We start from the raw sequence: 19420 nt of genomic DNA, 5'->3' as shown, positions 1-19420 counted from the left end.
GCATAGAAGACGTTATGACAAAAAACGCGATTTTTGCCGCCAGGCAAAATGAACCCTGTCCGGAATGCGGGGCCGAACTGGTGATCCGTAGCGGTCGCCACGGCCCCTTCCTCGGCTGTTCCCAGTACCCTGAATGCCAATATATTCGGCCGCTGAAAGCGCAGGCCGATGGACATATCGTTAAGGTCTTGGATGGGCAACAGTGCCCGAAATGTCAGGCGACGTTGGTGCTGCGCCAGGGGCGCTATGGCATGTTTATCGGCTGCAGCGATTATCCGCAGTGCGATCACACTGAAGTGATCGATAAGCCTGACGAAACCGCCATTACCTGTCCGCAGTGCGGCCAAGGCAAACTGCTGCAGCGCAAGTCGCGTTACGGCAAAGTTTTTCATTCCTGCGATCGTTACCCGGAATGCCAGTTTGCCCTCAATGTTAGACCTGTCGCCGGTGAGTGCGCCTATTGCCATTATCCGCTGCTGATGGAAAAGCGCACGGCAAAAGGCCCCGTCCTGTGCTGTGCCAGCAAGCTGTGCGGAAAACCCGTCGCGACTACAGAATAATCACATCATGAACTCAGAATTAAGCCCGAACCTTTTATCTATCATCGATGCTTTGCATCAACAGCAGGTGATTGCGTATCCCACCGAAGCCGTATTCGGCCTGGGTTGCGATCCCGACAGCGAGCAGGCGGTCAATGCATTGCTGGCGCTGAAACAGCGGCCGTGGGAAAAGGGGCTGATTTTGATCGCCGCCGACTATGCACAGCTTAAACCTTATATCGACGACAGTGCGCTCAGCGAACAGCAGCGCACGACGATGTTTGCCAGCTGGCCTGGGCCGGTAACCTGGGTTTTGCCCGCTCGGCCGGAGACGCCGCGTTTGCTGACCGGACGCTTCAGCTCGCTGGCGGTGCGCGTCAGCGATCATCCGTTGGTGCAGCAGCTGTGCCGGCAGTATGGCAAGCCGCTGGTGTCGACCAGCGCCAATCTCAGTGGGCTGGAGCCATGCCGCAGTGCGGATGAGGTTACGCGGCAGTTCGGCGAAGCTTTCCCGGTATTGCGCGGCAAGGTGGGTGGCCGTCTTAATCCTTCCGAAATCAGAGACGTTCTGACCGGCGAACAGATCCGTCAGGGCTAGAGGTAATGGGCATGGAGAAGTTTGCGGTATTTGGCAACCCTATCGGCCACAGCAAGTCGCCGCGAATTCATGCGCTGTTTGCTGCCCAGACCGGCATTGAGCATCCTTATGGGACGGTGTTGGCGCCGTTAGACGGTTTTGAAACCAGCCTGCAGGCGTTTATCCGCGCCGGAGGGCTGGGGGCGAACGTCACGGTGCCCTTCAAGGAGCGTGCTTATTCGGCCGCTTCTGAGCTGAGCGAGCGCGCAGCGATGGCCGGTGCGGTCAACACCCTGAAGGTATTGCCGAATGGCGAGCTGTTGGGGGATAACACCGACGGCATCGGGTTGCTGACCGATCTACAGCGTCAGCAATTGATCCGGCCGCAGGATCGCATCCTGCTGATGGGCGCCGGCGGCGCAGCGCGCGGCGTGATCCTGCCGCTGCTGTCTTTCGGCTGTCGGCTAACGATCACCAACCGCACCTTCAGCCGAGCCCTGGCGTTGGCAGACGCTTTTCGGCATCTGGGGGAGATCTCGGCGGCGCCGATGGATCAATTGGATCAGCAAGCGTTCGAACTGGTGATCAATGCGACGGCGTCCGGCATCAGCGGAGAGATCCCGGCGTTGCCGGCGGGCGTAGTTAATGCACACACTCGTTGCTATGACATGTTCTATCAGCAGGGCGCTACGCCATTCCTGGCCTGGGCGCAGCAGCAGGGGGCAACGGAATATGCCGATGGGCTGGGCATGCTGGTGGGGCAGGCGGCGCATGCTTTCCTGCTTTGGCATGGAGTGATGCCAGAGATTGAGCCGGTATTGCGCCAGTTGCGCAGCGAACTGGCGGCATAAATCCTGCCCCGTTCTCTTTATTTATAGAGAACGGGGTTCCCGTCAGATGTCTTCCGACAGGTACTCATCTTTCCAGCGTACATAGTTGTTCGAAGAATAAAGCAATCCTTCCAACTCGGCGGCGGTCAACGGCCTAACCTGGCGTGCCGGGCTGCCCATATAGAGATAGCCGCTGACCAGGCGTTTGCCCGGCGGCACTAAACTGCCGGCACCAATCATCACGTCGTCTTCTACTACTACACCGTCCAGCAGGATCGATCCCATACCGACCAGCACCCGGTTGCCGATGGCGCAGCCGTGCAGCATCGCTTTATGGCCTACGGTCACGTCTTCTCCAATCAACAGGGGATAACCGTCGGGGTTATGTTCGGAGCGGTGAGTCACATGCAGTACGCTGCCGTCCTGTATATTGCTGCGCGCGCCGATCTTTACCGCATTGACGTCGCCCCGAATGGCGACCAGCGGCCAGATGCTGACGTCATCCGCCAGATCGACGTCGCCGATCACCACGCTGGAAGGATCGATCAAGACGCGTTGACCGAGTTTGGGGGTGTATTGAAGATAAGAACGTACTGCATCGGACATGGTGCTTGCCTCACGTCGGGATCATATTTACCGGCAATACTAGACTCTGACGATGGAATTACAACCAATCGCAGCGCCGGATCCTGCGGAAAATGGCCCTGATCGCACAAGATCCACTCGGAAGGGCTGAAAAGTGTGCAAACAGAAAGAAAAGATCAAAAAAGGGGTTGTGCAAAAAACTCGGATCCCTATAATGCGCCTCCATCGACACGGCGCAAGTGATTCACTTCACACAGCGGCCGGGAAGAAAGAGAAAAAATCCTGAAAATTAGGGTTGACTCTGAAAGAGGAAAGCGTAATATACGCCACCTCGAGTTAGCAAGCGAAAGCGCCTAACTCACTGCTCTTTAACAATTTATCAGACAATCTGTGTGGGCACTCCACAAGACGATATCCAGCATCTTCGGATGCAAAAAAATATCAAGTCTTGAAGAGTGACTAACTGAAGTAAAATTCATGCAGTAAATCTTTGAGCATCGCTTCTCGAGTGGAAGCAAATCAAGCTTTTAATTGAAGAGTTTGATCATGGCTCAGATTGAACGCTGGCGGCAGGCTTAACACATGCAAGTCGAGCGGTAGCACAGGGGAGCTTGCTCCCTGGGTGACGAGCGGCGGACGGGTGAGTAATGTCTGGGAAACTGCCTGATGGAGGGGGATAACTACTGGAAACGGTAGCTAATACCGCATAACGTCGCAAGACCAAAGAGGGGGACCTTCGGGCCTCTTGCCATCAGATGTGCCCAGATGGGATTAGCTAGTAGGTGGGGTAATGGCTCACCTAGGCGACGATCCCTAGCTGGTCTGAGAGGATGACCAGCCACACTGGAACTGAGACACGGTCCAGACTCCTACGGGAGGCAGCAGTGGGGAATATTGCACAATGGGCGCAAGCCTGATGCAGCCATGCCGCGTGTGTGAAGAAGGCCTTCGGGTTGTAAAGCACTTTCAGCGAGGAGGAAGGTGGTGAGCTTAATACGCTCATCAATTGACGTTACTCGCAGAAGAAGCACCGGCTAACTCCGTGCCAGCAGCCGCGGTAATACGGAGGGTGCAAGCGTTAATCGGAATTACTGGGCGTAAAGCGCACGCAGGCGGTTTGTTAAGTCAGATGTGAAATCCCCGGGCTCAACCTGGGAACTGCATTTGAAACTGGCAAGCTAGAGTCTCGTAGAGGGGGGTAGAATTCCAGGTGTAGCGGTGAAATGCGTAGAGATCTGGAGGAATACCGGTGGCGAAGGCGGCCCCCTGGACGAAGACTGACGCTCAGGTGCGAAAGCGTGGGGAGCAAACAGGATTAGATACCCTGGTAGTCCACGCTGTAAACGATGTCGATTTGGAGGTTGTGCCCTTGAGGCGTGGCTTCCGGAGCTAACGCGTTAAATCGACCGCCTGGGGAGTACGGCCGCAAGGTTAAAACTCAAATGAATTGACGGGGGCCCGCACAAGCGGTGGAGCATGTGGTTTAATTCGATGCAACGCGAAGAACCTTACCTACTCTTGACATCCAGAGAACTTTCCAGAGATGGATTGGTGCCTTCGGGAACTCTGAGACAGGTGCTGCATGGCTGTCGTCAGCTCGTGTTGTGAAATGTTGGGTTAAGTCCCGCAACGAGCGCAACCCTTATCCTTTGTTGCCAGCGGTTCGGCCGGGAACTCAAAGGAGACTGCCAGTGATAAACTGGAGGAAGGTGGGGATGACGTCAAGTCATCATGGCCCTTACGAGTAGGGCTACACACGTGCTACAATGGCGTATACAAAGAGAAGCGACCTCGCGAGAGCAAGCGGACCTCATAAAGTACGTCGTAGTCCGGATTGGAGTCTGCAACTCGACTCCATGAAGTCGGAATCGCTAGTAATCGTAGATCAGAATGCTACGGTGAATACGTTCCCGGGCCTTGTACACACCGCCCGTCACACCATGGGAGTGGGTTGCAAAAGAAGTAGGTAGCTTAACCTTCGGGAGGGCGCTTACCACTTTGTGATTCATGACTGGGGTGAAGTCGTAACAAGGTAACCGTAGGGGAACCTGCGGTTGGATCACCTCCTTACCTAAAGATATTAGTTCGAGTGGCGTGCTCACACAGATTGTCTGATGAAAAAGTAACGAGCAAAAGCGTCATAAAAGTACGGTGTCGTGTCCCCTTCGTCTAGAGGCCTAGGACACCGCCCTTTCACGGCGGTAACAGGGGTTCGAATCCCCTAGGGGACGCCAAGCTTCCGACCCACCCGGTGAAAGCGGCGGTCTCAAGTATCTGACGATACACCATATCTTAAAGATGACTTCCGAGTCATGTTTAAGATATTGCTCTTTAACAATCTGGAACAAGCTGAAAATTGAAACATGACGGCTGAAATTTATCCCTCCGTAGATGTATTGGGATGAAGAGTAACCTGTCATAGAGTCTCTCAAATGTTTGCAGCGCGAACGATGGAAACATCTTCGGGTTGTGAGGTTAAGTGACTAAGCGTACACGGTGGATGCCTAGGCAGTCAGAGGCGATGAAGGGCGTGCTAATCTGCGAAAAGCGTCGGTAAGGTGATATGAACCGTTATAACCGGCGATACCCGAATGGGGAAACCCAGTGTGTTTCGACACACTATCATGTCATGAATACATAGTGGCATGAGGCGAACCGGGGGAACTGAAACATCTAAGTACCCCGAGGAAAAGAAATCAACCGAGATTCCCCCAGTAGCGGCGAGCGAACGGGGAGGAGCCCAGAACCTGAATCGGCTTGTGTGTTAGTGGAAGCGTCTGGAAAGTCGCGCAGCAAAGGGTGATAGCCCCGTACACTAAAATGCACAGGTCGTGAGTTCGATGAGTAGGGCGGGACACGTGACATCCTGTCTGAATATGGGGGGACCATCCTCCAAGGCTAAATACTCCTGACTGACCGATAGTGAACCAGTACCGTGAGGGAAAGGCGAAAAGAACCCCGGCGAGGGGAGTGAAATAGAACCTGAAACCGTGTACGTACAAGCAGTGGGAGCACCTTCGTGGTGTGACTGCGTACCTTTTGTATAATGGGTCAGCGACTTATATTTTGTAGCAAGGTTAACCGTATAGGGGAGCCGTAGGGAAACCGAGTCTTAACTGGGCGACTAGTTGCAAGGTATAGACCCGAAACCCGGTGATCTAGCCATGGGCAGGTTGAAGGTTGGGTAACACTAACTGGAGGACCGAACCGACTAATGTTGAAAAATTAGCGGATGACTTGTGGCTGGGGGTGAAAGGCCAATCAAACCGGGAGATAGCTGGTTCTCCCCGAAAGCTATTTAGGTAGCGCCTCGTGAACTCATCTTCGGGGGTAGAGCACTGTTTCGGCTAGGGGGCCATCCCGGCTTACCAAACCGATGCAAACTCCGAATACCGAAGAATGTTATCACGGGAGACACACGGCGGGTGCTAACGTCCGTCGTGAAGAGGGAAACAACCCAGACCGCCAGCTAAGGTCCCAAAGTCATGGTTAAGTGGGAAACGATGTGGGAAGGCATAGACAGCCAGGATGTTGGCTTAGAAGCAGCCATCATTTAAAGAAAGCGTAATAGCTCACTGGTCGAGTCGGCCTGCGCGGAAGATGTAACGGGGCTAAACCATGCACCGAAGCTGCGGCAGCGACGCTTAGGCGTTGTTGGGTAGGGGAGCGTTCTGTAAGCCGTTGAAGGTGGCCTGTGAGGGTTGCTGGAGGTATCAGAAGTGCGAATGCTGACATAAGTAACGATAAAGCGGGTGAAAAGCCCGCTCGCCGGAAGACCAAGGGTTCCTGTCCAACGTTAATCGGGGCAGGGTGAGTCGACCCCTAAGGCGAGGCTGAAAAGCGTAGTCGATGGGAAACAGGTTAATATTCCTGTACTTGGTGTTACTGCGAAGGGGGGACGGAGAAGGCTAGGCTGGCCGGGCGACGGTTGTCCCGGTTTAAGCGTGTAGGGGGTGTGACCTGGTAAATCCGGTTGCATACTAACCCTGAGGCGTGATGACGATGCACTACGGTGCAGAAGTAGTTGATGCCCTGCTTCCAGGAAAATCCTCTAAGCTCCAGGTAACATTAAATCGTACCCCAAACCGACACAGGTGGTCAGGTAGAGAATACCAAGGCGCTTGAGAGAACTCGGGTGAAGGAACTAGGCAAAATGGTGCCGTAACTTCGGGAGAAGGCACGCTGGCATGTAGGTGAAGTCCCTTGCGGATGGAGCTGAAGCCAGTCGAAGATACCAGCTGGCTGCAACTGTTTAATAAAAACACAGCACTGTGCAAACACGAAAGTGGACGTATACGGTGTGACGCCTGCCCGGTGCTGGAAGGTTAATTGATGGGGTCAGCCGCAAGGCGAAGCTCTTGATCGAAGCCCCAGTAAACGGCGGCCGTAACTATAACGGTCCTAAGGTAGCGAAATTCCTTGTCGGGTAAGTTCCGACCTGCACGAATGGCGTAATGATGGCCAGGCTGTCTCCACCCGAGACTCAGTGAAATTGAACTCGCTGTGAAGATGCAGTGTACCCGCGGCAAGACGGAAAGACCCCGTGAACCTTTACTATAGCTTGACACTGAACATTGAGCCTTGATGTGTAGGATAGGTGGGAGGCTTTGAAGCGTGGACGCCAGTCTGCGTGGAGCCATCCTTGAAATACCACCCTTTAATGTTTGATGTTCTAACTCGGCCCCATAATCTGGGGTGAGGACAGTGTCTGGTGGGTAGTTTGACTGGGGCGGTCTCCTCCCAAAGAGTAACGGAGGAGCACGAAGGTTAGCTAATCACGGTCGGACATCGTGAGGTTAGTGCAAAGGCATAAGCTAGCTTGACTGCGAGAGTGACGGCTCGAGCAGGTACGAAAGTAGGTCTTAGTGATCCGGTGGTTCTGAATGGAAGGGCCATCGCTCAACGGATAAAAGGTACTCCGGGGATAACAGGCTGATACCGCCCAAGAGTTCATATCGACGGCGGTGTTTGGCACCTCGATGTCGGCTCATCACATCCTGGGGCTGAAGTAGGTCCCAAGGGTATGGCTGTTCGCCATTTAAAGTGGTACGCGAGCTGGGTTTAGAACGTCGTGAGACAGTTCGGTCCCTATCTGCCGTGGGCGTTGGAAGATTGAGAGGGGTTGCTCCTAGTACGAGAGGACCGGAGTGAACGCACCACTGGTGTTCGGGTTGTCATGCCAATGGCATTGCCCGGTAGCTAAGTGCGGAAAAGATAAGCGCTGAAAGCATCTAAGCGCGAAACTTGCCTCAAGATGAGTCTTCCCTGGGCCTTYAAGGCCCCTGAAGGAACGTTTAAGACTAAGACGTTGATAGGCTGGGTGTGTAAGTGCAGCGATGCATTGAGCTAACCAGTACTAATGATCCGTGAGGCTTAACCTTACAACACCGAAGGTGTTTTTAGAGAGACAAAATCGTCGGGAACGATTTTGAACAACGCGGAGCGTTGGCCCCGAAGGGGTGAGTATCAGGATGATACGAATAATTTTCAGCGACGTTCCAAGATTGGTTCTGATGGCTTCACGGAAGTGAGGCGGTTGGAATGAAACAGAATTTGCCTGGCGGCAATAGCGCGGTGGTCCCACCTGACCCCATGCCGAACTCAGAAGTGAAACGCCGTAGCGCCGATGGTAGTGTGGGGTCTCCCCATGCGAGAGTAGGACACTGCCAGGCATCAAATTAAGCGTGCTGATATGGCTCAGTTGGTAGAGCGCACCCTTGGTAAGGGTGAGGTCCCCAGTTCGACTCTGGGTATCAGCACCACTTTATTTAAAGTGGGTTTAGAAGTTCGGCAGAAAAAAGAATTTGCTTGGCGGCAATAGCGCGGTGGTCCCACCTGACCCCATGCCGAACTCAGAAGTGAAACGCCGTAGCGCCGATGGTAGTGTGGGGTCTCCCCATGCGAGAGTAGGACACTGCCAAGCATCAAATAAAACAACAAGCCTCATGCGAAAGCATGGGGCTTTTTGTTTTGTCTGTTATCTGGCGTTCTGCTCGAGCATGGGCATGCGAAAGGCCCGTCGGGAACGGGCCTTAACGCCGCTTGCGGCGGCCCCGCAGGGGAGAGTCTCAGGATGAGACGAATACTGTAGGACACTGCCAAGCATCAAATAAGCCAAGAGGCCATCCGAAAGGATGGCCTTTTTGCTTTCAGTACCTCTCATCCTCCCTGCCAAGATCCTGACGCAGCTCGCGCAATGAAACATTTTCACCTTTCCGCTGAACGCTCGACATCGACGGAAAAAAACGCTATCTTCGGGCATCTAGAAGTCTAAACGTATAAATGGATGTGTGAGGGTTAAGCAATGCCGATTCGTGTTCCTGATGAGTTACCTGCGGTCAATTTCTTGCGCGGTGAGAATGTCTTCGTGATGACATCCTCGCGGGCAAAAACACAGGAAATCAGGCCGCTGAAAGTGCTGATCCTCAACCTGATGCCAAAGAAGATCGAAACGGAAAACCAGTTTTTGCGCCTGCTGTCCAACTCGCCGCTGCAGATTGATATCCAGCTGCTGCGCATCGACAGCCGCGAATCGAAGAACACGCCGGCCGAGCATCTGAACAACTTCTACTGCGACTTCGAGGATATTCAGAACGAGAACTTCGATGGCCTGATCGTCACCGGCGCGCCGCTGGGGCTGGTCGATTTCTGCGATGTTGCCTACTGGCCGCAGATCGAGCGTGTGATCGACTGGGCTAAGAACCACGTTACCTCCACGCTGTTCGTGTGCTGGGCGGTACAGGCGGCGTTGAATATTCTGTACGGCATTCCCAAGATGACGCGCGAGGTGAAACTCTCCGGGGTTTATCCGCACCAAACGCTGCAGCAGCATGCGTTGCTGACGCGCGGCTTCGACGAAAGCTTCCTGGCGCCGCATTCACGCTATGCCGATTTCCCGACCGAGGTGATTCGCCAATATACCGACCTGGACATCCTGGCCGAATCCGAGCAGGCCGGCGCCTACCTGTTCGCCAGCAGGGATAAGCGCCTGGCGTTCGTCACCGGCCATCCGGAATACGATACAATGACGCTGGCGGGAGAGTATTGTCGCGACAACGAAGCTGGCCTCGATCCTGCCGTACCGCTCAACTACTTCCCCGATGACAACCCCGCACTGACACCGAAAGCCACCTGGCGCAGCCATGGCCACCTGCTGTTTTCCAATTGGCTCAATTATTACGTCTACCAGATCACGCCTTACGATCTGCGCCATATGAATCCGACTCTCGACTGATCTTTTCTGCCTGCCGGCGGCTGAATCGAGGCCGCCGCACTGCTCATCCTCTGCACGATCCTCTTTTTACCCGTCAATTCTCCCAAAAACCATTGCCTAACAACGCGTTAGTCCGTCTTTGTAATTCTATTGGAACCGATTTCCTTACCTGTTGACCGTGTTATTTATCCTAACTAATTGATAATAAAGTGTTAATAAAATATTTAATAATAAAATGGAAATGGTTTTTGATTTTTATTTTTTGTTGGGTATTCTTAACGCTATCGGGATGAGATCTGACCAGTTTAGGATCGTTTCATCCGCCCTGATCCACAGTGATTTCTGATGAAAATGCGCCGGTCGCGCGGGCGCAACGATGGGAAGGAGCAAGGTCATGACGCAACAGATAGCAGGCACGGAATTAAGGTTTACGCAGGGTTTCGCCGCAGCGGAGCGCCAGGTGTTAACGGATGAAGCGGTTGAATTCCTGGCGGACCTGGTGGGGAAATTCACGCCGCGGCGCAACGAGCTGCTGGCGACGCGTGCCCGCTGGCAACAAAATATCGATCGCGGCGAATTGCCTGGGTTTATTTCGGAAACTACTTCCATTCGTGAAGGCAATTGGCAGATCCGCGGTATTCCGCAAGACCTGCGCGATCGCCGGGTAGAGATCACCGGGCCGGTCGAGCGCAAGATGGTGATCAATGCGTTGAACGCCAACGTAAAAGTGTTTATGGCGGACTTCGAAGACTCGCTGGCGCCAAGCTGGGACAAAGTCATCGACGGTCAAATCAACCTGCACGATGCGGTTAACGGCACCATTTCCTACACCAATGAAGCCGGCAAAATCTACCAGCTGAAACCGAACCCGGCGGTATTGATCGCTCGCGTACGCGGTCTGCATCTGCCGGAGAAGCACGTGCTGTGGCGTGATGAGGCCATTCCCGGCGGCCTGTTCGATTTCGCGCTGTACTTCTACCACAACTATCGCCAGCTGCTGGCCAAGGGCAGCGGCCCGTATTTCTACCTGCCGAAAACCCAGTCCTGGGAGGAAGCTGCCTGGTGGAGCGATGTCTTCAGCTTTACCGAGGATCGTTTCGATCTGCCGCGCGGCACCATCAAGGCGACCGTGCTGATCGAAACTCTGCCGGCGGTGTTCCAGATGGACGAGATCTTGTATCACCTGCGCGATCACATCGTCGGTCTGAACTGCGGCCGCTGGGATTACATCTTCAGCTACATCAAAACGCTGAAGAACCATGGCGATCGCGTGCTGCCGGATCGTCAGTCGGTAACCATGGAAAAACCTTTCCTCAGCGCCTATTCGCGCCTGTTGATCAAAACCTGTCATAAGCGCGGCGCGTTCGCCATGGGCGGCATGGCGGCGTTTATCCCGAGCAAAGACGCCGAGAAAAACGCCTGGGTGCTGAATAAGGTGCGGGCGGACAAAGAGCTGGAGGCCAACAATGGCCACGACGGCACCTGGGTGGCGCACCCGGGCTTGGCGGACACGGTGATGGAGGTGTTCGGCAACGCATTGGGCGATCGTCAAAACCAGCTGGACGTGCTGCGTGAGCAGGATGCGCCGATCAGCGCCGCGCAACTGCTGGAACCGTGCGACGGCGAACGCACCGAAGCGGGGATGCGCGCCAATATCCGCGTGGCGGTGCAGTACATCGAAGCCTGGATCTCCGGCAACGGCTGCGTGCCGATTTACGGTTTGATGGAAGATGCGGCGACGGCGGAGATCTCCCGTACGTCTATCTGGCAGTGGATCCACCACGAGAAGAGCCTGAACGACGGGCGCCCGGTCACCAAGGCGCTGTTCCGCCAGATGTTGCAAGAAGAGATGTTGGTGGTGCGTGAAGAAGTAGGGGAAGCGCGCTTTAACGCCGGCCGGTTCGAAGAGGCGGCGCGCCTGATGGAGCGCATCACCACGCAAGATGAATTAATCGATTTCCTGACGTTGCCCGGCTATGAGCTGCTGGCCTGAACTTTCCCAATCAACCCTACATGACTGAAAGGATAAAAATTATGTCTACCTCTCGCTCTCAACAGATCCAGCAGCTGGAACAGGAATGGAAATCGGCCCGTTGGGAAGGCATTACCCGCCCTTACAGCGCTGAAGACGTGATCAATCTGCGCGGTTCGGTCAACCCGGAATGCACCCTGGCGCAAAACGGCGCCGCCAAACTGTGGGCGTTACTGAATGGCAAGGCGCGCAAAGGCTACGTGAACTGCCTGGGCGCGCTGACCGGCGGCCAGGCGCTGCAGCAGGCCAAAGCCGGCGTCGAGGCCATCTACTTGTCCGGTTGGCAGGTGGCGGCCGACGCCAACAGCGCGGCCGCCATGTACCCTGACCAATCGCTGTATCCGGTGGACTCGGTGCCGAAGGTGGTCGAGCGCATCAACAACACCTTCCGCCGCGCCGATCAGATCCAATGGGCGAACCAGATTGAGCCGGGCAGCAAAGGGTACACCGATTATTTCCTGCCGATCGTCGCTGATGCGGAAGCCGGCTTCGGCGGCGTATTGAACGCCTTTGAGCTGATGAAAGCGATGATTACCGCCGGGGCCGCCGGGGTGCACTTCGAAGATCAGCTGGCGGCGGTGAAGAAATGCGGCCATATGGGCGGCAAAGTGCTGGTGCCGACGCAAGAAGCGATCCAGAAACTGGTCGCCGCGCGCCTGGCGGCCGACGTGCTCGGCGTGCCGACGCTGGTGATCGCCCGTACCGACGCCGATGCGGCCGACCTGCTGACCTCTGACTGCGATCCGTATGACAGCGCCTTCGTCACCGGCGAGCGTACGGCGGAAGGCTTCTTCCGTACCCATGCCGGCGTCGAGCAGGCGATCAGCCGCGGTCTGGCTTATGCCCCTTACGCCGATATGGTGTGGTGCGAAACCTCAACGCCGGATCTGGATGCCGCCCAGCGCTTCGCCGACGCCATCCACGCCAAATACCCAGGCAAGCTGCTGGCCTACAACTGCTCGCCGTCGTTCAACTGGAAGAAGAACCTCGACGACCAGACCATCGCCCGCTTCCAGCAGGCGCTGTCGGACATGGGCTACAAGTATCAGTTCATCACGCTGGCGGGCATCCACAGCATGTGGTTCAACATGTTCGACCTGGCGCACGCCTATGCGCAGGGCGAAGGGATGAAACACTACGTCGAGAAGGTGCAGCAGGCGGAGTTCGCCGCGGTGGAGCGCGGTTACACCTTCGCGTCGCACCAGCAAGAGGTGGGCACCGGTTACTTCGACAAGGTCACCACCATCATTCAGGGCGGCGCCTCTTCGGTCACCGCGCTGACCGGTTCGACGGAAGAACAGCAGTTCTGATGCGGCAAGCTTGAAGACGTTTCACCCGGAGCCTGCATGCGCAGGCTTCTTTTTCTGGCGGGGGTAAGGATGGCGGCAAAACTGGAGTTGTTGATCGCACAGACGATCCTGCAGGGCTTCGATGCGCAGTACGGCCGCTTTCTGGAAGTGACCGCCGGCGCGCAGCAGCGCTTTGAGCAGGCGGACTGGCCGGCGGTGCAGCAGGCGATGAAAAAGCGCATCCATCTGTACGACCATCACGTCGGTCTGGTGGTGGAGCAGCTTAAATGCATCACCGGGCAGAAATATTTCGACGCCGACTTCCCCAGCCGGGTCAAAGCGGTCTATATCGACCTGCTGCCGGACTACCCGCGTTTTGAGATCGCCGAAAGCTTCTTCAACTCGGTCTATTGCCGGTTGTTCAAGCATCGCGATCTGACGCCGGACAAGCTGTTCGTCTTCAGTTCGCAGCCGGAACGGCGTTTTCGCGACATTCCGCGTCCGCTGGCGCGCGATTTTACCCCCAATGGCGATCTGCCGGCGATGCTGCGCAGCATCTTGAGCGATCTGCCGCTGCGGTTGCCGTGGGAGGATCTGACACGCGACATTCGCTACATCATTCAGGCGCTGCAACGCGCCTTCAGCCCACAGCAACTGACGGGGGCGACCTTCCAGATCGCCAACGAGCTGTTCTATCGCAACAAGGCCGCCTGGCTGGTCGGCAAGTTGCGCCTGGCCGACGGCGTTTACCCGTTCCTGTTGCCGATTCACCACAGCGAATCGGGCGCGCTGTTTATCGACGCCTGCCTGACCGGCAAGGCCGAGGCCAGCATCGTCTTCGGTTTCGCCCGCTCTTATTTCATGGTCTACGCACCGCTGCCGGCGGCGATGGTGGAGTGGCTGCGCGAGATCCTGCCGGGCAAGACCACCGCCGAGCTGTACATGGCGATCGGCTGCCAAAAACACGGCAAAACCGAATGCTATCGCGAATACCTGACCTTTATGGCGCACTCACAGGAACAGTTCATCATCGCGCCGGGCGTGAAAGGCATGGTGATGCTGGTGTTCACCCTGCCGTCCTTCGATCGGGTGTTTAAAGTGATCAAGGATGAGTTCGCCCCGCAGAAAGAGGTGACGCAGGCGCAGGTGATGGCTTGCTATCAGCTGGTGAAAGAGCACGATCGCGTCGGGCGCATGGCGGATACTCAGGAGTACGAAAATTTCGTCGTCGACAAGGCGCGTCTCAGCCCTGAGCTATTGGCGGAGCTGCGGCGTGAAGTGCCGGGCAAGCTGGAAGATCTCGGCGATCGCATCGTGATCAAACATCTGTATATGGAACGGCGCATGACGCCGCTGAACCTGTATCTGGAGCAGGCCAACGACCAGCAAATGCGCGATGCGATTGAAGAGTACGGCAATGCGATCAAGCAGTTGGCCGCCGCCAATATTTTCCCCGGCGATATGCTGTTCAAGAACTTCGGCGTGACGCGCCACGGGCGTGTGGTGTTCTACGACTACGACGAGATTTGCTACATGACCGAGGTCAACTTCCGCGACATTCCACCGCCGCGTTATCCGGAGGACGAGCTGGCCAGCGAGCCGTGGTACAGCATCGCGCCCAACGATGTGTTCCCGGAAGAGTTCCGCCACTTCCTGTGCGGCGATCGGCGCATTCGGCAGGTGTTTGAAGAGTTGCACAGCGATCTGTTTACCGCGGAGTATTGGCGCGGGTTGCAGCAGCGCATCCGCGAGGGGCATGTGGAAGACGTGTTCGCTTATCGCAAGAAGCAGCGGTTCAGCCAGCGCAGCGGGGCGGCGCTGCCGGCCGCCACCGCTGCGATGTAAATCAGGCCTGGGCGCCCGCGACGGCGGCGCGCGCCAGTTCGGTAATGCGCGCGTAGTCGCCGCTTTCGAGCGCGTCCGCCGGCACCAGCCAGGAGCCGCCGATGCACAGCACGCTTTTCAGCGCCAGATAGCTGCGGTAATTGTCCGGCGAGATGCCGCCGGTCGGGCAGAAACGCACCTGCGGGAATGGGCCGCCGATCGCCTGCAGCGCTTTTACGCCGCCGTTGGCTTCCGCCGGGAAGAATTTAAATTCGCGCAGGCCGTAATCCATGCCCTGCATCAGCTCGGAAACGGTGCTGATGCCCGGTATAAGGGGAATGGAACCGGCGGTGGCGGCTTTGAGCAGCTCGTCGGTCAGCCCCGGGCTGATGGCGAACTGCGCGCCGGCCTCGGTCACTTCCCGCAGCTGCTGCGGATTGATCACCGTACCGGCGCCGATGATCGCTTCCGGCACCTCTTGGGCGATGGCGCGAATGGCGTCCATGGCGCAGGCGGTGCGCAGCGTCACCTCCAGCACCCGCACGCCGCCGGCGACCAGCGCTTTCGCCAGCGGCACCGCATGTTCCAGCTTGTTGATCACGATGACCGGCACCACCGGCCCCGCCGTCAGGATCTGCTCGGCGCTTGTTGTCCACTTGTTCATGCTGACGTTCTCCTCTGTGGCCGCCGCCAGGCGGCGATGCGGCCAGGCTATCGATTAAAATTTGATGCAGCAGGCGCCCTGCTCGGCGCCTGACAGCTGGCTGCGCAGCGCGCCGAACAGCTCGCGGCCGCAGCCGATGTGTTCGGCGCTCAGATCGGGTTGGCGAGGCGTGCGCCGCGCCAACTCGTCAGCGTCGACCAGCACCTGCAGCTCGCCGCTGCGGCCGTTGACGCGGATCGGATCGCCGTCGCGCACTTTCGCCAGCAGGCCGTCGGTATAGGCTTCCGGGGTGACGTGAATGGCGGAAGGCACCTTGCCGGAGGCGCCGGACAGGCGGCCGTCGGTCACCAGCGCCACTTTGAAGCCGCGATCCATCAACACGCCCAGCGGCGGCATCAGCTTGTGCAGCTCCGGCATGCCGTTGGCCTGCGGCCCCTGGAAGCGCACCACCACCACGCAATCGCGATCCAGCTTGCCGGCTTCGAACGCCGGCACAATATCGTGCTGGCTGTCGAACACCACCGCCGGCGCTTCGATGATCTGGTTATCGGCGGGCACCGCCGAGGTTTTCATCACCGCGCGGCCCAGATTGCCGGCCATCACTTTGGTGCCGCCGTGATGTTCGAACGGCTGGGCCACGCTGGCGATCACGCTGGCGTCGAGCGAGCCGGCCACGCCTTCGCGCCATACCAATTGGCCGTTGTCCAGCCACGGTTCCTGGGTGTAGCGGCGCAGGCCGAAACCGGCCACGGTGTGTACGTCTTCGTGCAGCAGGCCGTGTTGCAGCAGCTCGCGCACCACCAGCGGCACGCCGCCGGCGGCCTGGAATTGGTTGATGTCGGCCGGGCCGTTCGGGTAGATGCGGCACAGCAGCGGCACCGCCTCCGACAGCTCCGAGAAATCGTCCCAGGTGATGATGATGCCCGCCGCCCGCGCCATCGCCACCAGATGCATGGTCAGGTTGGTGGAGCCGCCGGTGGCCAGCAGCGAGACGATGCCGTTCACCACCACTTTCTCGTCCACCAGGCGGCCGATCGGCAGGTAGTTGCCGGCGGTATCGGTCAGTCGGGTCACCTGGCGCGCGGCGGCGTCGTTCAGCGCGTCGCGCAGCGGCGTGTCCGGATGGACGAAGGAGGCGCCCGGCAGATGCAGACCCATCACTTCCATCACCATCTGGTTGGTGTTGGCGGTGCCGTAGAAGGTGCAGGTGCCGATGCCGTGATAAGAGGCCGCCTCGGCCTCCAGCAGCGCCAAACGGTCGGCCTTGCCCTCGGCGTACAGCTGGCGCACGCGCACTTTTTCCTTGTTCGGCAGGCCGCTGCTCATCGGGCCGGCCGGCACGAACAGCGCGGGCAGGTGGCCGAAGGAGAGGGCGGCCATCACCAGCCCCGGCACGATCTTGTCGCAGATGCCGAGGAACAGCGCGCCGTCGAACATATTGTGCGACAGGCCAACGGCGGCCGACATGGCGATCACGTCGCGGCTCATCAGCGACAGCTCCATGCCGTCCTGCCCCTGCGTCACCCCGTCGCACATCGCCGGCACGCCGCCGGCCACCTGGCCCACGGCGCCGACCGCCTTCAGCGCCTGCTTCAGCCGCTGCGGGTAGTGTTCGTACGGCTGGTGGGCCGACAGCATGTCATTGTAAGCGGTGATGATGGCGATATCGCTGCGCACCATGTTTTTCAGCGACGCCTTGTCATCGGGCTGACAGGCGGCGAAGCCGTGGGCCAGGTTGCCGCAGGCGAGCTGCGCGCGGTGGACGGTTTGGGAGCGGGCCGCCTCGATACGCGCCAGATAGGCGGCGCGGCTGGCCTGGGAACGGTCGATGATGCGCTGTGTGACACGGGACAAGGTTGGATTAATCATGCCTTCCTCACATTGCTGTTGTTATAGTCGCCGCCTGTGGCGGTGCCCCCGGGGGTGATTTGCAGCCCTGGTGTGCAAGGCCGGGGGCGATTTAGGATTTAAAACATCGTGAATGCAATCATGCCGATGGCGCCGCCGACGCTGCCCAGAATGGTTTCCATCACCGTCCAGGTTTTCAGCGTTTGCAGTTCGTTGGCGCCGGTGAATTTGCCGAACAGCCAGAAGCCGGCGTCGTTGACGTGGCTCAGCACGATGGAGCCGCCGGCGATGCAGATGGCCAGCGCGGCCAGTTGCCCGCCGTTCAGACCGAGCTGACTGGTGACCGGCAGCACCAGACCGACGGTGGTCAGGCAGGCGACGGTGGCCGAGCCCTGAATCACCCGCACCATGGCGGACAGCGCGAAGGCGGCCACGGCGATCGGCAGGCCGGCGCCGATCATGGCGTCACCCAACGCCGGCCCTACGCCGGAATCCACCAGGATCTGCTTGAACACCCCGCCGGCGCCGGTCATCAGCAGGATGATCCCGGCCGGCTGCACCGCAGCGGAACAGATGGCCAGGGTCTGTTCGTTGCTCATGCCGCGCGGCTTCGCCAGACCGTAAATCACGATCAGGCAGGCCAGCAGGATGGCGGTGAACGGGTGGCCGATAAACTCCAGCCACTGCTGCAGCTGCGAGCCGGGGGTGACCAGCCGCGCGCCGATGGTTTTCATGCCGACCAGCACCAGCGGGCACAGCACCAGCGCCAGGCTGAAGCCGAACGACGGCAGATTGCCCTTGGCCAGCGTCGGCTCATTCTCTTCCGGCGGCATCGGCCAGTTGACGAAACGGCTGATAAAGCTGCCGTACAGCGGGCCGGCGATCAGCATGCCGATCACCGCCGCCACCAGGCCGATGGCGATCATCCAGCCGAAATCGGCCTTCATCTGCGACGCCAGCAGCATCGGCACCGGCCCCGGCAGCAGGAAGGAGGCGGCGGCGGCCACGCCGGCGAACAGCGGGATCGCCAGCTTGACGATATTGCCGTCGGTGCGGCGCGCCACGGCGAACACGATGCCGATCAGCAGCACCACCGCCACGTCGAAGAACAGCGGCAGTGCGCAGATCAGCCCGGCGATGCCGAGCGCGTAGTGCGCCTTGCTTTGTCCGAATCGTTTCAGCAATTGCGCCGCAATTTGGTCGAGCGCGCCGACCTCATGCAGGATCTTGCCGAACATCGCCCCGAGCGCCACCACGATCGCCAGGAAGCCCAGCGTGTCGCCCATGCCTTTCTGCATGGTGTCGGCGATGTGTTCCAGCGGCATGCCGGAGAAAATGCCGGCGGCGATGGACACCAGCATCAGCGCGACGAAGGCGTGCATGCGCGCCTTCATCACCAGGAATAACAGCAGTAAAACCGAGCCGACTGCGGTACCGACCAGCGTTACGGTACTCACGCGCACACGTCCTGCGGCAGGAAGCTATGGATATGGCGCACGGTATCGGCGATCACCGCGTCCAGCGGCTGATTGATGTCGATCGCCATCACGTCGTTCTCGTCGGCGCCCGGTTGCTCCAGCGCGGCGAACTGGGTGACCAGCATCTGCGGCTTGAAGAAGTGGCCGTTGCGCGCCGCCAGGCGGGATTCGATCACCGGGAACTCGCCGTGCAGATAGATGAATGACAGGTTGCCGTTGCCGGCGCGCAGGCGGTCGCGATACTGCTTTTTCAACGCCGAACAGACGATGATCGACACGTTGTTGGTGCGCTGCATGGCGAAGGCGGCGTCGTTGAGCGCGGCCAGCCACGGCGCGCGATCGTCGTCGTTCAACGCTTCGCCGGCGGCCATCTTCAGGATGTTGCTGCGCGGGTGCAGGAAGTCGCCGTCGAGGAAGCCGGCGGAGAGTTGGCGGGCCGCGGCGGCGGCGACGGCGGACTTGCCGCTGCCGGAAACGCCCATAACGACGTAAATGCGATTTTGATTGTTGGTCATGGCTTGGCTCCAAAACACCGGGTGAC

General features: G+C 58.3%; 12 protein-coding genes, 2 tRNA genes and 4 rRNA genes. 13 read left to right on the top strand and 5 right to left on the bottom strand.

Annotated features, from left to right (window positions below; translation table 11 throughout):
* Positions 1–14: 14 nt before the first annotated feature.
* From EDY99_RS19215 to aroE, 3 genes are read left to right on the top strand one after another with little or no spacing between them, the layout of a single operon-like run.
* Positions 15–560, top strand: a complete 546-nt coding sequence (locus EDY99_RS19215; RefSeq protein ID WP_123062003.1) for a type I DNA topoisomerase — start codon at positions 15–17, stop codon at positions 558–560.
* 7 nt (positions 561–567) lie between these two features.
* On the top strand, positions 568–1137 hold the full coding sequence (gene tsaC, locus EDY99_RS19210) for an L-threonylcarbamoyladenylate synthase type 1 TsaC (protein WP_033645237.1): 570 nt from the start codon (positions 568–570) through the stop codon (positions 1135–1137).
* Between the two features lie 11 nt (positions 1138–1148).
* Entirely contained in the window at positions 1149–1967 is an 819-nt protein-coding gene (aroE, locus tag EDY99_RS19205) for a shikimate dehydrogenase (RefSeq protein ID WP_123062189.1), read from the top strand.
* A 42-nt stretch (positions 1968–2009) separates the two neighbouring features.
* On the opposite strand, the gene EDY99_RS19200 is transcribed toward aroE, so the two are convergent.
* Positions 2010–2552, bottom strand: a complete 543-nt coding sequence (locus EDY99_RS19200; protein WP_033645236.1) for a gamma carbonic anhydrase family protein — start codon at positions 2550–2552, stop codon at positions 2010–2012.
* Positions 2553–3059: 507 nt separating this feature from the next.
* Between EDY99_RS19200 and EDY99_RS19195 the strand changes: the two genes are divergently transcribed.
* From EDY99_RS19195 to aceK, 10 genes are all read left to right on the top strand, one after another.
* Positions 3060–4601, top strand: a 16S ribosomal RNA gene (locus EDY99_RS19195).
* An 88-nt stretch (positions 4602–4689) separates the two neighbouring features.
* A tRNA-Glu gene (locus EDY99_RS19190) sits at positions 4690–4765 on the top strand.
* A 239-nt stretch (positions 4766–5004) separates the two neighbouring features.
* A 23S ribosomal RNA gene (locus EDY99_RS19185) occupies positions 5005–7912 on the top strand.
* Between the two features lie 175 nt (positions 7913–8087).
* Positions 8088–8203 (top strand): 5S ribosomal RNA (gene rrf / locus EDY99_RS19180).
* A 14-nt stretch (positions 8204–8217) separates the two neighbouring features.
* Positions 8218–8293: transfer RNA gene (locus tag EDY99_RS19175), tRNA-Thr, on the top strand.
* A gap of 45 nt (positions 8294–8338) precedes the next feature.
* A 5S ribosomal RNA gene (gene rrf / locus EDY99_RS19170) occupies positions 8339–8454 on the top strand.
* Together the 16S, 23S and 5S rRNA genes with 2 tRNA genes alongside form the textbook arrangement of a ribosomal RNA operon.
* Positions 8455–8835: 381 nt before the next feature.
* Positions 8836–9765, top strand: coding sequence for a homoserine O-succinyltransferase (metA, locus tag EDY99_RS19160; protein ID WP_033644374.1), 930 nt, complete (start codon positions 8836–8838; stop codon positions 9763–9765).
* Between the two features lie 373 nt (positions 9766–10138).
* Positions 10139–11737 carry a malate synthase A gene (gene aceB / locus EDY99_RS19155; RefSeq protein ID WP_060660185.1) on the top strand — a complete coding sequence of 533 codons (1599 nt, stop codon included), beginning with the start codon at positions 10139–10141 and terminating at the stop codon, positions 11735–11737.
* A gap of 41 nt (positions 11738–11778) precedes the next feature.
* A complete protein-coding gene (gene aceA / locus EDY99_RS19150; protein WP_033639246.1) occupies positions 11779–13086 on the top strand; it encodes an isocitrate lyase in 1308 nt (435 codons plus the stop codon).
* 69 nt (positions 13087–13155) lie between these two features.
* Positions 13156–14910: a bifunctional isocitrate dehydrogenase kinase/phosphatase gene (aceK, locus tag EDY99_RS19145; protein WP_060660186.1), complete on the top strand. Its 1755-nt coding sequence runs from the start codon at positions 13156–13158 to the stop codon at positions 14908–14910.
* Between the two features lies 1 nt (position 14911).
* Here aceK and EDY99_RS19140 read toward each other — a convergent pair whose 3' ends face one another.
* From EDY99_RS19140 to gntK, 4 genes are all read right to left on the bottom strand, one after another.
* Positions 14912–15553 carry a bifunctional 4-hydroxy-2-oxoglutarate aldolase/2-dehydro-3-deoxy-phosphogluconate aldolase gene (locus EDY99_RS19140; RefSeq protein WP_025304481.1) on the bottom strand — a complete coding sequence of 214 codons (642 nt, stop codon included), beginning with the start codon at positions 15551–15553 and terminating at the stop codon, positions 14912–14914.
* A gap of 54 nt (positions 15554–15607) precedes the next feature.
* Positions 15608–17422, bottom strand: a complete 1815-nt coding sequence (gene edd / locus EDY99_RS19135; protein WP_123062002.1) for a phosphogluconate dehydratase — start codon at positions 17420–17422, stop codon at positions 15608–15610.
* Positions 17423–17520: 98 nt separating this feature from the next.
* Complete coding sequence (gene gntU / locus EDY99_RS19130) at positions 17521–18858, bottom strand: gluconate transporter (protein WP_060660865.1); 1338 nt, start codon at positions 18856–18858, stop codon at positions 17521–17523.
* Positions 18855–19394, bottom strand: coding sequence for a gluconokinase (gene gntK, locus EDY99_RS19125; RefSeq protein ID WP_123062001.1), 540 nt, complete (start codon positions 19392–19394; stop codon positions 18855–18857). Before gntK ends, gntU begins: the two co-directional genes overlap by 4 nt.
* Positions 19395–19420 lie beyond the last annotated feature (26 nt).

The organism is Serratia sp. LS-1 (genome assembly GCF_003719595.1).
Classification (GTDB): domain Bacteria; phylum Pseudomonadota; class Gammaproteobacteria; order Enterobacterales; family Enterobacteriaceae; genus Serratia; species Serratia ureilytica.
This window is presented reverse-complemented; position numbering and strand designations above follow the sequence as displayed.